We start from the raw sequence: 14590 nt of genomic DNA, 5'->3' as shown, positions 1-14590 counted from the left end.
GTCGGTGGAGACACACGTGGGGTTCGGTGAACCCCGGAGCGGGTCCGGGCGCGGGGACGGCTTACGGCTGCTGTTGGGGCGGCTGACCAACGCCCTGTGCGATCTGGGCTGCATGGAGGACGCGCACGGGCGGCTGCACTTCGGCGCAGTCCTGGGCGACCTGCTGGGCCGTCAGGTCGACTTACGTGGCGTGAAGTTGCGCGAGGACGTGGTGCTGCTGGTGCGGGCGGCGCTGAACATGCCGGGCGGCGAGCGCGTACTGGTCGAGGTGGTGCGGATCCTCGAAGGGGACATGGCGGGCGACGAACTCGACCGGCTGCTCGACCAGTGGCTCGCGCCCGCCCCGCCGCCCGCCCTCGAGGGTCCCCTCTCCCGCGGCGACGAGACCGGCGCCCGCGCCGTCCTCGCCCAGGGCGAACTCCCGGCGGCCCGGCTGCGTGACGCCCTGGTGGAGGAACTCAACGGCCTCGACCTGCCCACCGGACTCACCCCGGAGCAACTCCTCGCCCACCTCCTGGACCGGAACGCGCAGCCGGACGGACTTCCCCCCGCCGTCCTGCTGATCGACCACGCCGCCCGGCTCGCCGCCACCCCGGGGCACCGCGCCGCCCTGTCCGGCTGGGTCGACGACTGGGCCCGCCGCGCGGGACTGACCGCGCCGCTGGAGGAACGCCGGCGGGCGCGCGGCGCGGTGACGAGCGATCCGGACATCCCGCGCTGCCTGGTCGTCGCCGTCGAACCCGCGCGGGACGGCACCGGCGAGATCGTCGTCCGTCCCTGGCTCAACACCGTCCCCGGCCGCTGGGACCCCCAGCCCGGCGAGCCCGCCACGACCACCCTCGACGAACTCGGCACGGCCGTCCAGGGCGCGTTACGGCAGGGCGCCCGCCTCTGGTCGGCGCCCCTCGACCCCGACACGAGTGGACGCAGCCAGCCACCGCCGTACATCGAGTTCATCCTTCCGTACGACCTCCTCAACCACGATGTGGCGGGCCTGACCTTCCGCGTCGGCGACGGACAGCCGCTGCCGCTCAGCCTGAAGTACGGGGTGCACCTGCGCAGTCTGGAGCGGATGCGCACGGACGACGCCCTGGTCCGGGACCAGTGGCGGGAGCGCTGGCGCACCCTGCGCGAACACGGCGTACTGGTGCACGGCTGGCGCGAACCGGACGGCGTCCGGCTCGGCGCGTGGCAGGCCGGGCTCGCCGGGGAACCCAGACATACGGCGGTGGTGCTCGACGCCCCGACCGACGTCCTGGCACTGGAGGCCCTCAAGGCCGCCATAGCGGAAGGGATAGGGCTCGCCATCTGGGACCGCAGAGGTGTCTTCCGCGAGGAGCGCCGCGAGGTGGTGACCGCCCTGTTCGCCGCGGCACCCACACCGGCGAGGATCCCGGTCGCCGTCCACCTGCTGCGCAGGAACGCCGAGAGCGAGGGCCGGGGGCCCGGCGAACTCCTCGGCAGACACATCGGTTTTTTCTGGGACGATCCGACGCGTCCCGTCGACTTCCAGCCCACCGACCCAGGCGATCTCGCCAGCGAGGAGGCACCGGCATGAGCGCGCAGGAGCAGACGGCCCCGAACGGCTGGCGGATATTCCACGGCACGGGCAGCGCCCCCGCCGTCCCGCCCGCACTGCCCGCGCCGCCGCCCTGGCGCATGTTCCGCGGCGACCCGCCCCGGCCCGTGCCGCCGGCCGACCCCCAGGCCGCGCTGCGCCGCCTGGGCCCCGGCGACGTGACACCGCAGCTGGGCGAGGAAGAGATCGACGTCGTCAACGCCGCGCTGCTGCTGCGCCGCCCCCTGCTGATCACGGGACCGCCCGGCGTCGGCAAGTCCACCCTGGCCTACCTCATCTCCCGCGAGCTCGGCCTCGGCCGGGTCCTCGAATGGAACATCGTCAGCCGCACCACCCTGCGCGACGGCCTCTACGCGCACGACGCGATGGGCCGGGCCCAGGCCATCGCCGCCTGGCGGGCCGGGCTGCGCCAGGCGGCGACCTGGGAGCCGGAGCCGGGCGAGGCGGTACCGCACGACGCGGAGCCGGACGAGGCGGTGCCGGGCGACGCCGCGCCCGCCGAGGGCGTCAACATGGCGCTACCTCAAAATCCTCGTCAACTTCCCCCGGTTCTGGGCGACTTCATCACACTGGGCCCCCTGGGGACGGCGCTGCTGCCCTACGATCGTCCCCGTGTGCTTCTCGTCGACGAGCTCGACAAGAGCGACATCGACCTGCCGAACGACCTGCTGCACGTCCTGGAGAACGGAAGCTATGACGTCCCGGAGCTGGTGCGCGACGCCGCGGACACCGCGCGCGTCCACACCAGCGACCCCGGGGGCCGCGCCGAGGTGCGCGACGGGCGGGTCGAGTGCCGGGAGTTCCCGGTCGTGGTGATCACCAGCAACGGAGAGCGCGAGTTCCCCGCGGCCTTCCGCCGGCGCTGCCTGCCGCTGGAGATGCGCACGCCCACCCGGGAGCAACTCCTGGCCATGGTCGAAGGCCACCTCGGAACCCGCCCGCGGGGCACGGAAGACCTGGTCGACCTGTTCGTCCAGCGCGTCCAGGCCGGCGGCACCCACTCCCTGGACCAGTTGCTGAACGCGGTCCAGATGACTACCGCGGGTGGTTTCCAGGCGGATGGTGACGGGCGTAAGCTCGTGGAAATGCTCCTACGCGACCTCGCGAAGGGCCGCTGAATGAAGGGCTATCCCAGGGAGCACGCATCCGGGCTCGGCGACGGATTCCCCGTTTCGGGGTCGTCGCCCCCTTCGGCGTTCCCCGAGTCCGCCGACCAGGCGGCAGAGCACGGAGCAACGGTCCCGGGCGCCCTGGAACAGCCCGTCCCGCGCTGGCAGGACGTCGCCGACGCGGTCTGGCTCGCCGCGTACTGGAACCGCCACGGCGGCCCGGCCGCACCCGGCCAGGACCCCGCGCCCGCCCGGACGGCCCCGCGCCCGGCCCCGACTCCCGTACGCCCACCGGGCGCCCAGGACGCCAACCCGGCGGACCCACCGGACACGCCCCCGGCCGGCAGGCCCCGCCCCGCCGACAGCGCCCCCGACGCCGTACACCCCCCGCAGCCGCCCGCCACGCCCGGCACACCGGCCCCGCCGGAGGGTGCCGACGACCGGCCGCGGCAGTGGGCGACCCCCGCGCTGCCCGGCGAAGCCGCCGCCGCGGCCCGCCTGTTACCCGACGCCGAAGGCCGGTTCACCCTGCGCCTCGGGCAGCCGCTGCTGCCCGCCGACGACCGCCCGCGGCAGGCCCCGGCCCGCACCACCGCCCTGTTCGCCCGCGCCCTGCACCAGCTGGCCCGGCGCGTGCCCTCCCGCGACACCCTGGAACTCGACGAGGAGACCACCGCCGAACAGGGAGTCGTGGACGGCATGTGGATGCCCTTCCTGCGGCCCGCCCGCACCGCCGCCTTCGACCTGGTCCTGCTCGTCGATGACGCCCCCACCCTGCGCATCTGGGACGAGTCCACCGCCCGCCTCGCCCAGGCCGCCGAGCACAGCGGCGCCTTCCGGGCCGTGCGCACGGTCCGGGTGCACGTGCCGCGCACCGGGACCGCCACCCTGCGCTGGACCACCGGCCGGGCCGCCGCCGACCCCGCCGAACTCCTCGACGGCCGCGGCGACCGGGTCTTCCTCGTCGTCACCGACGGGCTCGCGCACGGCTGGGCCGCGCCCGCCGCCGACGACCTGCTCGGCCGTCTCGCCCACGCCGGCCCCACCGCCCTGGTCCATCTGCTGCCGCCGCACCTGCGCCACCGCACCTCGCTCTACCCGTATCCGGCCGTTCTGGAGGCCGGCGGGTTCGGCGCCGCCAACGACGGGCTGGAGCACTGGGCGCCGCCCGGCGGGCCCGACCCCCTGCGGCCGCTGCCCGACGCGGGCGACGGCTCGGTCCCCGTGCCGGTGCTCTCCCTGAAGCCCGGCTCCCTCGCGGCCTGGGCCGATCTGGTCACCGGGGAGCGCGGTGTGCGCCGCCCCCTGCCGGTCGTCCTGGCCGGCACCCTCACCAAGGGCTCTCCCGCGCCCGGCCTGCGCGCCCCGCGCTTCCCGCGTGCCGCCAAAGCCGCCGTGCGCCGCTTCTTCACGCTCGCCACCCCGGCCGCGCGCCGGCTCGCCACCCAACTGGCCGCCATCCCCTTCGAGTTCGACCTCGTGGAGCAGCTGCGCCGGCGCACGATGCCGGAGACCGGCCCGGACCACCTCGCCGAGATCCTGATGGGCGGGCTGATCGACTGGGACAGCGGCGGCGAGGGACACCCCGAGTTCGCCGACGGAGTCCGCGAGGAACTGCTCGCCACCACCACCCGCAGTCAACTCGCCCACACCGTCAGCCTGGTGGGTGAGCTGCCCGCCGCGGGCGCCCGGGGGATCGCGCTGCGCGCCGCCCTGCGCGACCCCCTGGGCGCGACGCTGCCCGACCCCTCCGAGCGGGGCTGGGTGCGCAGCGAGCTGGCCGTGATGCGGGCGCTCTCGGGGCCGTACTCCGAGCGGGCCCGCCGGATCGAGCCCGGACTCTCCCGGGCCCGCGGGCCCGGTGCCGCCGAACGAGTGAGTTCGGGAATGTCCGGAGCTGCACCCTCTGAGGTGAACCGCGCGGCTCATTGGGGATTGTCCGACGGAACGGGAAGTCTGCCTCCGTCGAACGGACCCGAAGAACCTGGAGAACCACCCGTGCCACCCCTGGTAACCGACGCCGTCCCACAAGATCCCTCGGAGGCTGAGCCCCTCATGCCGAGCACCACGACCGCAACGCCCGCCCTCCTGGTGAACGTGCCCCTGCGCAACACCTCGTTCGTCGGCCGGCAGGCGCTGCTGAGTGCCGTGGAGGAGCAGCTGGGGGCCCAGGACACGGCGGCGGTGCTGCCCAACGCCCTGCACGGCCTCGGCGGGGTCGGCAAGTCTCAGCTGGCACTGGAGTACGTCTACACCCACCAGCACGACTACCGGGTGATCTGCTGGATCCCCGCCGAGCGTGAGAGCCTCATCCTCGCCGCCCTGGCCCAGCTGGCGGCACAGCTGGGCGTCGCCCCCACCGGACAGGACAGCCTCGGCGCGCCCGCCGCCAACACGGCCGTCCCGGCCGTCCTGGAAGCCCTGCGCACCGGGACGCCGTACGACAACTGGCTGCTGGTGTTCGACAACGCGGAGGACGTCGAAGCGGTGCGCCAGTACTTCCCGACGAACGGACCGGGCAAGGTCATCGTCACCTCCCGGAACCGCGCCTGGGAGCGGGTGGCCACGTCGTTGCCCGTCAACGTGTTCGAGCGCGAGGAGTCCATCGAGCTCCTCCAGAAGCGGTCACCCGACCTGTCCACCGAGGACGCCGACCGGCTGGCCGAGGCGCTGGGCGACCTGCCGCTCGCGGTGGAGCAGGCGGGAGCCTGGCGGGCGGTCACCGGCATGCAGGTCGACGAGTACCTCGATCTGCTGGCGCAGCGCAGCCCCGAGATCCTGGAGCTCGACCCGGCTCCCGACTACCCGGTCTCCGTCGCCGCCGCCTGGGACATCTCGCTGGAGCGGATCCAGCAGAACAACCCCGGCGCCCGGCAGCTGCTCGACATCTGCGCCAGCATGGCGCCCGAGCCCATTCCCCGGGCGATGCTGCGCGGCAGCCGCGGGGTCAACGTCACGCCCGAGGTCGACCCGCTGCTGCGCGAGTCGATCAAACTGAACCGCGCCGTCCGCGACCTCAGCCAGTTCTCCCTGGTCAAGGTCGACCCGCGGTCCGACACCCTCCAGATGCACCGTCTGCTCCAGACCGTGCTCCTGGCCAAGCTGAGCACCGAAGAGCGGGAGCGGATGCGGGACGCCGCCCACCAGCTGCTGTCGGCCGCGAAGCCCGGCCCCTACGGCTCGTCGCTGGAATGGCGGGCCTACCAGGCGCTGCTGCCGCACGTGCTCACCTCCCAGGCCGTGAGCAGCACCGACACCTACGTGCGGGAGCTGGTCTTCGACACCGTGTGGTTCCTCTACTACTGGGGAGACCACGTGGGCGCCGCCGACCTGGCCCGCCAGGCCTGGAGCGCCTGGCTCGCGGCCTCGGGCGAGGAGGACATCCACGTCATCCGGATGATGAAGAGCCTCGGCTTCCTGCTCCGGCAGATCGGCCAGGTCCCCGAGTCCATCCCGCTCACCGAGAAGGCCCTGGAGATCTCCCGCCGCACCGACGTCGACCCGGAGAACCTGATCGACTCGCTGTGCGAGATGGCCGACGCCCACGGCTACCAGGGCCGGTTCGACGAGGCCCGGGCCCTGACCCAGGAGGCCACCGAGCTGGCCCGGTCCCTGTTCGGGCCGGACGATCCGATGACCCTGCGCGCCACCCACTCCTGGGGCGTCGCCCTGCGGTTGTGCGGCCGGTTCAGGGAGGCCCTGCCGCTCGACCAGGAGAACGCCCAGCAGCGTGAGCTGCTGTTCGGCCCGGCCAGTTTCTTCACCCTCAACACCCTCAACGCCCTCTCCATCGACATGCGCGAGAGCGGGGACTACCCCGGCGCCCGCGACTTCCAGGAGGACGCGTACCGCCGGGCGCGCAGTGAACTCGGCGAGGAGCACCCGCTCACGCTGCGCATCGCCCGGAACCTCGCGGTCTGCCGGCGCCGTGACGGGGCGTACACCGAGGCGGCCAAGCTCTCGGAGGAGACGCTGCGGCGCTTCGTCGCCCGCTACGGGCCGGACCACTTCGACGCCATGTCGTCGGCGACCAACGTGTCCGTCGACCAGCGGCTGGCCGGCGACCTCGAAAGCTCCCGCCAGCTGGCCGAGGTGACGCTGCGGCGGTTCGAGCAGCGCCTCGGCGAGAACCACGCGTACACGCTGCTGACCAAGGCGAACCTGGCCACCACCCTGCGCACGCTCGGTGCCCTGGACCAGGCGCAGGAGCTGGAGGACGACGCGGCGAGCCGGCTCGCGGACGGAGTGGGAGCACAGCACGTCACCACGCTGACGGTCGCCATCGGCCAGGCCAACACGGCCTACGCGCGGGTCGACTTCGAGCGGGCGCACGAGATCGACCAGGCCAATCTGCCGCTGCTCGCCGAGGTGGCCGGCGAGGAGCACCCGCTGACGCTCTCCTGCATGGCGAACCTCGGGCTCGACCTGCGGGGCCTGGGGCGCGGGGCGGAGGCCGACGAGCTCCAGCGCAAGGCGACGGACGGGTTCGCCCGCGTGGTGCGCGCCGACCACCCCTGGCTCCTCGCGGCTCGCCAGCGCCGCCGTATCGAGTGCGACATGGCCCCGATGCCGCTGTAGCGGTGGCCCCCGGCCGGGGTGGCGCCCGTGTGCCACCCCGGGGGTGGTCAGCCCGCGTCCACCACGGGCGTGGTGGAGGTGCCGTCGGCCGGCTTCGGGAAGGCCTCCGTAGGGGGCCGGGGCGCGGGGACCTCCTCGGTGCGGCTCGCCTCGCGCGCGGCCAGTCGGCGGACCAGGAGGAGCAAGGGCTGGGTGAGCAGCGTCGTGGCCAGCGCCATGAAGACCAGCACCGTGTAGAGGGGCTTGCTCACCAGGCCCGCCTGCAGACCCGCGTTGAGGGCGATCAGCTCCGTCAGGCCGCGGGCGCTCAGCAGGACACCGACGGTCCGCGCGTCGTCGCGGTCCAGCCCGCCCAGCCGGGCCGCGACCGTGCCGCTGGCGACCTTCGTGGTGACCGCCAGCACCGTCACCACCAGCAGGGTGAGCCATCCCGTGGCGGTCATGCCGTTCAGCGTGACGGACTGCCCCGAGAAGACGAAGAAGTAGGGCACCAGCAGCGAGCTGACGACGTGCAGCGGCCGCAGCAGGTCCGGGTCCAGCGTGCCGTTGTCCTCGCGGGGGCAGACGATTCCCGCGAGCAGCGCCCCGCAGATGGCGTGCAGCCCGAGGAACTGCGTCACGGACGCCGACGCGCAGGCGAAGCCGATGAGCAGCGCCAGCCGCAGGGACGGCTCCATCCGGGTCCGCCACAGCAGCCTGCGCAGCACCGGCCGGGCCGCCAGCAGCATCACCGCCGCGAAAGCCGCCGCGGCGAGGGCCCGCCACTGCCAGCCCAGCGCGTCGTGTCCGCTGTCGCTGTCCAGCATCGTCCCGGCCAGCACCGTCCACCCGATCACGTCGAGCAGCCCGGCGGCGGACACCGCGAGGACGCCCGGCACCGAGTCGGCCAGGCCGTTCTCCCGCACGATGGCCGTCAGCACCGGCACGGCCGTTATCGACAGGGCGACCCCGGCGAACAGCACCATGCCGACCGTGAGCCCGGGCATGTCCAGCGCCCGCAACTGCTCCCGGAACAGCAGCGCGCAGCCGCTGCCCACCGCCATCGGGACCACGAACGCCGCCAGCGCCACCGTCACCGCCGTGCGCGCCCGGTCGCCCAGGATCTTCAGGTCCAGCTCGTAGCCCACCGCGAACAGGAAGACCACCAGGGCGAACTGCGCGAGGCCGGTCAGCGCGGTGTCGATCTCGTCGGGGAACAGCAGGGCGTAGGCGTCCGGCGCCGTACTGCCGAGCAGCGAGGGGCCCAGGGCGATGCCCGCCGTCAACTGGCCCACGATGTAGGGCTGCTTCAGCCGCTGGGCCAGCCAGCCGGCGCCATGGCCGACCGCCAGGATCAGGGCCGAGGCGAACAGGAAATGCGTGACCACCGCGTCAGCGCTCACTGCGTCCCCCTGTGTCCAGTTGTCATGGCCGTCCAGCCGGCCGTCGACGGGTTCTCGCAAGTGTGCTCGAACCCCAACCTCCTTATGGTACTGGTAACTTGACGGCGTATCGGCAGTCGTACACAACTCTGTACCGGTGTCACGGGGGGCACATGGCGACGGTCGTCTTCATCCATGGGACAGGGGTGCGCGAACCAGGCTTCTCGAAGCTTGCGGGGCGCGTGGCGGCCGGACTGACCGCCCTGCGCGGCGGACTTCGCATCGTGCCGTACTACTGGGGCGGCACGCACGGCGCCACGCTCGCGGCGGGCGGGGCCAGCCTCCCCGCCGAGCCGGGCGGCACGTCCCGAGCGCTCACCGGGCCCGACGGCGAGGAGGAGACGGCCGCCGCCTGGGCCGCCCTCTACGCCGACCCGTACGCCGAACTCGCCCTGGCCGCGGCCGGAACGCCGCAGGTCACCGAGCGGGCGCCCGGTTCCCTGCCCCCGGATCAGGCGGTCCGGGCCCGACTGACCGCCCTCGCGGGCCAAGGCGACACCCCCGCCGCAGAGTTGGGCCCCGGGCTGGCCCGTGCCGCCGCGGACCTGGCCGCCCATCCGCTGCTCGGCCCGGCCGCGGCGGCTCTCGCTCACGACGACCTCGCGGCCCTCGCCGCCCGCAGCCTGACCGCCCGGGTGATCGCCGAGGCCCTGGACTCCGACGCCCCGCTCGTCCCGGTCGGCGACAGCCGTGACGCCGTCGCCGACCGGCTCGCCGAGGCACTCGGTGCACCGCCCCGGGGCACGGAACGCGGCCTGCGCTCCCTGGTGCTGCGAGTGGCGGGTTCCGCGGCATCCCGTGCCGCCGTGCGCCGTCGGCGCGCCCTCACCGAGGCCGCGCACCCCGCCGCCGGCGACATCCTGCGCTACCTCAGCCGCGGCGAGGCGGCCCGCGCCGGCCTGCGCGACCTGGTGAGCGGCCTGGAGCCGCCCGTCACCCTCGTCGGCCACAGCCTGGGCGGCATCATCGCCCTGGACACGCTGGTCTCCGCCCCGCTGCCCCAGGTCCGGCTCCTGGTGACGGCGGGCTCCCAGGGGCCCTTCCTCTACGAGTCCGGATCGCTGCCGTCCCTGGAACACCCCGCCCCGCTCCCGCCGCACGTGCCGCAGTGGCTGAACCTGTACGACCGCCGCGACCTGCTCTCCTACCTCGGCGCGGGCCTGTTCCCCGGGCGCGTCACGGACGTCCCGGTCGACAGCCGCCAGCCCTTCCCGGCCGCCCACAGCGCCTACTGGACGAACCCCGAGGTGTACCGGCACATCGTGGAGCGGCTGCCGTGAACCCCGCCCGGGTGCACGCGCTGATCGTCGGCGTCGAGCGGTACGACGCCGGGCCCGGCTGGGACCTGCCCGGCCCGGCCCGGGACGCCGTCGCCTTCCACCGGCTGCTGCGGGCGGCCGGGGTGCCCGACGCGCAGCTCCGGCTCCACCTCGCCCCGCTCCCGCCGTACGTCCCCGAGGTCGCCCACCGGCCCGCCGACCACGCCACCCTGCGCCGCGTCCTCGTGCGGGAACTGCCCCTGGAGCAGGGCGACGTCCTCTGGGTGTGGTGGGGCGGGCACGGGGCCCTCGACCGGGCCGGGCACCTGCGGTTGTTCTGCGCCGACGCCAGTGCCGCCGACAAGCTGGGCATCGACCTGGACTCCGCGCTCGACCGGTACGCCGGGGACGCCGTGCCCTCCTTCGGCGAGCAGTTCTGGATCGTGGACGCCTGCGAGACCTTCGAGGAGGACCTCGCCCTGCGGGAGCCGCTGCCGCCGGACGCCCTGCCGGCGGGGCGGCGCAACCTCGCCCACCGGCAGACACTGCTGCGGGCGGCCGGGCGGGGGCGGACCGCCGCCAACGACCCCGAGCGCGGTACGGGGCTGTTCTCCGAGATCCTGCTCGGGCTGCTCACCGACGGGGCCGCCGTCCTGCCCGCGCCGCCCGATCCGGAGGGACTGTTTCCGGCCGTACGGGCACGTATCGCGGCCCTCAGGGAAGCGGGACGTACTCTGCAGTATCCGGAGATTCGGCTGCAGAGCCCCGAGCGCACCGAGATCGTGGCGCCGGCGCGGGCGGACGCCGGGGCGCGTCCGGCGTCACCGCTGCAGCGGGCCGTGGACGCCCTCCTCGCCTATCCGCTGATGCAGGATCCCGTCGAACGGCAGGCCGTGGTCGCCTCCTTGGACCCGCGGGTCACTGCCACGCTGTCCCGTCACCCCAAGGCGCGTACGGATGTCGTCGGCGTCCTCAACGGGCTCGCCCGGCGTCGGCCGAAGGCACTGTGGGACCTGTTCGACGCCGTGGTCGCCCTCGACGACGACCCGGACCTCAGGAAGCAACTCAGCGCCGCTCTGGGCGAGTTCGCCGCCTCGCTGCAACGCCCGGGCGATCAGAAATGATCGAGTGGCGTGATCGTACGGTTTTCGACCCGGGCAGGAATGGCCATGATGGAAAAGGACACGGGCACGGGGCGACGCGTGCCCCCGTGCGAGAAGGGGGAGCATCTTGGACCAGCCGCCCGCTCTGTGCCACGCCGGAGCCGCCGTTCGTGAGCAGGCCACCGCTGCGGGTACCGACGTCTGGGAGTCGGATCTTGCCGACCTGGCGGGGTTGCCCCTGACCGCGGTGGACGGTCTCGCCCCGCTGCCTCCCTCCGCCCGTCTCCTCGGCGAGGTCCTGCGCGCACGCGACAGCATAAAGGGGGGCAACGAGGGGACCGCCCGGGCCGAATAGCCCTCACTCCCCGACGGCAGGCGGGCCTCCCCTGGCCGCGAAGACCCGCCGGGGCCCCCTTACGCCCGCACCCCCGACCGGAGGTCCCGCATGCCCAGCGAGCCGCGCCCCGCCCCGTTCCGCATGCCCGAGCGGATCTTCGCGGAACTGGCCGCGGGAGGCGGTTCCGCGGAGGCCGTCGCCTTCCTCGAACGGGCCGAGCGGGCGCGTCGGCTGCTGCTCCTGCGGACCCTGCTGGACGGTCTCGACGCGCTGCGCACGCCGCTGAGCCCGGCGGCCGAAGCCTGGGGTGTCCTCAAGGACGCCGCCGCGGCCGCGCCCGGACCGGTCGACCGGCTGCTGCTCGCCCCGGCGACCGGCGGCTGGATCGCCCACCTGCTCCGCCGGCTGCACGGCACGGCGTCGGGCCCGCCGCTGTGGGCCGAGGCCGGGCACCTGTGCACCCTGGCCGTAGCGGCGTCCCTGCACGCCGGCACCCGGGCGGACCTTGAAGTGCCCCTGACCGACGGCGCCCTGCCCTTACCGGGACTGGGACTGGCCCGGCTCACCGACCCGGCAGCGGGACTGACGACCGGTCAGGCCAGAACCAGGGACGGTGAACTCACCCTCTCCGGCCCGGGCCGCGACGGCGGCACCGTGTCGGTGACACTGCGCCCGGCCCCCCACCCCTTGCCGGCACCGGAGACCCCGACCCCGACGTGGCTGCCCCTGCGCACCCTCACCCACCGGACCCCCACCGGCCCCGTCGCCATCCCCCTGGACGACCTCGACCCCTACCGCGACCTGGACGATCCCCTCCCGCCCGCACGGCTGGACCCGGCCGAAGCCGAGGCCTGGCAGCGGCTGTTCGAGGAGGCCGCCGCCCTGCTCGCCGCGCCGGGCGGCGACGGGCCGGGCCGGTTCGACCCCGGCGCCATCCGGGCCGTGGTGCCCTGGGGCCGCACCGGCACCCTGCCGCCCGCCCCGCCCACCGTCCTGGTCTCCGCCTCCAGCGGTGACTCCTTCGGGGCGATGGTGATCGCCCGCCCGTCGTCCGCCCTGGCCCTCGCCGAGACGCTGGTGCACGAGTTCCAGCACAGCAAGCTCGCCGCCCTCCTGCACCTCTTCCCGCTGCTCGACGACGACCGGCAGGAGCGCTACTACGCCCCGTGGCGGCCCGACCCGCGCCACCTCACCGGCCTGCTGCACGGCGCCTACGCCTTCACCGGCGTCGCGGGCTTCTGGCGGGACCGCCTGGCCGTGGCGGCGGACGAACGGGCGGCCGACACCGCCGGGTACCACTTCGCGCTGCGCCGGCTGCAGAGCCGGCTGGTCGTGCGCACCCTGCTGGCGGAGGGCCGACTCACCCCGCAGGGCCGGGCCCTCGTGTCGGGCCTCGCCCGTACCCTCGACGGCTGGCTGCGCGAGCCGGTCCCGCACCCCGCCCTCGCCCGGGCCCGGGCGGCGGCCGCGCTGCACCGCACCGAGTGGCGGCTGCGCAACGTCGACCCCGTGGGGGAGTCACCGTCGGACGGTCCCCGCTTCCGCCCCGACCGCACCTCCTGGCCCGACGTCCGCAGCCACGCCTTCGCCGTCCGGCCCGTCACCCCGCACACCGCCGACGAGCACCTCGCCGCCGGGGACGCGGCCGCCGCGCTCGCCCGTTACGCCGAGCAACTGGCCGCCGACCCCGCCGAGCCGCACGCCCTGGCCGGCTGGATCGTCGCCCGGTCCGTGCTCGCCCCGGGGCGGGAGACGCGGCGCATGCTGGCGCGGCCGGAGCTGCTTCAGCCGCTGCCGAGCGGATGACCGGGAGCGGCCCGTTGTCGTCACGCAGACGCGAACAAGAGTCGGCGGAAACGGGCGACAAGCGAGTCAAGTCGGCCCGCGGTGGTCAGGATGGAGGCATGGCATACCACGTCCACTCCGAGGCCGGGCGGCTGCGCCGTGTCATCCTGCACCGGCCCGATCTCGAGCTCAAAAGGCTCACCCCCAGCAACAAGACCTCGCTGCTCTTCGACGACGTGCTGTGGGTGCGCAGGGCCCGCGCCGAGCACGACGGGTTCGCCGACGTGCTGCGCGACCGGGGCGTCACCGTCCACCTCTTCGGTGACCTGCTGGCCGAGACGCTCGAGGTCCCGGCGGCCAGGTCCCTCGTCCTGGACCGGGTCTTCGACGAGAAGGAGTACGGCCCCCTCGCCACCGACCACCTCAGAGCCGCCTTCGAGACGCTGCCCGCCCGGGAGCTGGCCGAGGTGCTGGTCGGCGGCATGACGAAACGCGAGTTCCTGGACGTGCACCCGGAGCCGGCCTCCGTGCGCTTCCACGTCATGGAACTGGACGACTTCCTGCTGGGCCCCCTGCCCAACCACCTCTTCACCCGCGACACCTCCGCCTGGATCTACGACGGTGTCTCCATCAACGCCATGCGCTGGCCCGCCCGGCAGCGCGAGACCGTGCACTTCGAGGCGATCTACCGGCACCACCCGCTGTTCCGGGACGAGGACTTCCACGTCTGGTCCGAGGGGCAGCCCGACTACCCGTCGACCATCGAGGGCGGGGACGTCCTGGTCATCGGCAACGGCGCGGTGCTCATCGGCATGAGCGAGCGGACCACGCCCCAGGCCGTCGAGATGCTCGCGCACAAGCTGTTCGCGGCCGGTTCCGCCGAGACGATCGTGGCCCTGGACATGCCGAAGCGGCGCGCCTTCATGCACCTCGACACCGTGATGACGATGGTCGACGGCGACACCTTCACCCAGTACGCGGGCCTCGGCATGCTCCGCTCGTACACCATCGAGCCGGGCGTCGGCGAGAAGGAGCTGAAGGTCACCGACCATCCGCCGGAGCACATGCACCGCGCGATCGCCGCCGCGCTCGGCCTGAACGAGATCCGGGTGCTGACCGCCACCCAGGACGTGCACGCGGCCGAGCGCGAGCAGTGGGACGACGGCTGCAACGTCCTGGCCGTCGAGCCGGGCGTCGTGGTCGCCTACGAGCGGAACGCCACCACCAACACCCACCTGCGCAAACAGGGCATCGAGGTGATAGAGATCCCGGGCAGCGAGCTGGGGCGGGGCAGGGGCGGCCCGCGGTGCATGAGCTGCCCCGTCGAACGGGAGGCGGTATAGGTCACCGACCGCGGCCCCGTATACCCATGCTTAGTTTCGTATAGTATTCCAGGAGTCTGTGTCCCCCGTATCCCTG

At 74.0% G+C, this 14590-nt stretch carries 8 protein-coding genes; 7 read left to right on the top strand and 1 reads right to left on the bottom strand.

The features are described from left to right. The first annotated feature begins 4 nt into the window (after positions 1-4). The 3 genes from ABZ386_RS14680 to fxsT are packed head-to-tail and all read left to right on the top strand — an operon-like array spanning position 5 to position 7266. The gene (locus ABZ386_RS14680) at positions 5-1558 is read left to right on the top strand and encodes a hypothetical protein (RefSeq protein ID WP_356669308.1); all 1554 of its coding nucleotides are present in this window, start codon (positions 5-7) and stop codon (positions 1556-1558) included. Next, positions 1555-2697 (top strand): AAA family ATPase, encoded by a 1143-nt coding sequence (locus tag ABZ386_RS14675; RefSeq protein WP_356500019.1) that lies wholly within the window; start codon positions 1555-1557, stop codon positions 2695-2697. Before ABZ386_RS14680 ends, ABZ386_RS14675 begins: the two co-directional genes overlap by 4 nt. Beyond that, a complete protein-coding gene (gene fxsT / locus ABZ386_RS14670; protein WP_358964848.1) occupies positions 2698-7266 on the top strand; it encodes an FxSxx-COOH system tetratricopeptide repeat protein in 4569 nt (1522 codons plus the stop codon). A gap of 47 nt (positions 7267-7313) precedes the next feature. Here fxsT and ABZ386_RS14665 read toward each other — a convergent pair whose 3' ends face one another. Further along, positions 7314-8648 carry a cation:proton antiporter gene (locus ABZ386_RS14665; RefSeq protein WP_351334345.1) on the bottom strand — a complete coding sequence of 445 codons (1335 nt, stop codon included), beginning with the start codon at positions 8646-8648 and terminating at the stop codon, positions 7314-7316. Between the two features lie 221 nt (positions 8649-8869). Between ABZ386_RS14665 and ABZ386_RS14660 the strand changes: the two genes are divergently transcribed. The 4 genes from ABZ386_RS14660 (at position 8870) to ABZ386_RS14645 (ending at position 14514) form a co-directional block, all read left to right on the top strand. Next, on the top strand, positions 8870-9967 hold the full coding sequence (locus ABZ386_RS14660; protein ID WP_358964847.1) for a hypothetical protein: 1098 nt from the start codon (positions 8870-8872) through the stop codon (positions 9965-9967). Continuing rightward, the gene (locus ABZ386_RS14655) at positions 9964-11070 is read left to right on the top strand and encodes a caspase family protein (RefSeq protein WP_351334351.1); all 1107 of its coding nucleotides are present in this window, start codon (positions 9964-9966) and stop codon (positions 11068-11070) included. The genes ABZ386_RS14660 and ABZ386_RS14655 overlap by 4 nt, the downstream gene beginning before the upstream one ends. Positions 11071-11494: 424 nt before the next feature. Beyond that, positions 11495-13192 (top strand): HEXXH motif domain-containing protein, encoded by a 1698-nt coding sequence (locus ABZ386_RS14650; RefSeq protein ID WP_358964846.1) that lies wholly within the window; start codon positions 11495-11497, stop codon positions 13190-13192. Between the two features lie 98 nt (positions 13193-13290). Continuing rightward, positions 13291-14514, top strand: a complete 1224-nt coding sequence (locus ABZ386_RS14645; RefSeq protein ID WP_351334356.1) for an arginine deiminase — start codon at positions 13291-13293, stop codon at positions 14512-14514. Positions 14515-14590 lie beyond the last annotated feature (76 nt).

It is taken from the genome of Streptomyces sp. NPDC006140, assembly GCF_040628815.1.
GTDB lineage: Bacteria > Actinomycetota > Actinomycetes > Streptomycetales > Streptomycetaceae > Streptomyces.
The sequence above is the reverse complement of the archived record's forward strand: the minus strand, read 5'-3'. Positions and strand labels throughout refer to the sequence as shown.

Bases quoted from the DNA above. Each gene is read 5' to 3' on its own strand.
- ABZ386_RS14645 (WP_351334356.1), top strand. From the start codon at position 13,291: ATGGCATACCACGTCCACTCCGAGGCCGGGCGGCTGCGCCGTGTCATC.
- fxsT (WP_358964848.1), top strand. From the start codon at position 2,698: ATGAAGGGCTATCCCAGGGAGCACGCATCCGGGCTCGGCGACGGATTC.
- ABZ386_RS14650 (WP_358964846.1), top strand. From the start codon at position 11,495: ATGCCCAGCGAGCCGCGCCCCGCCCCGTTCCGCATGCCCGAGCGGATC.
- ABZ386_RS14675 (WP_356500019.1), top strand. From the start codon at position 1,555: ATGAGCGCGCAGGAGCAGACGGCCCCGAACGGCTGGCGGATATTCCAC.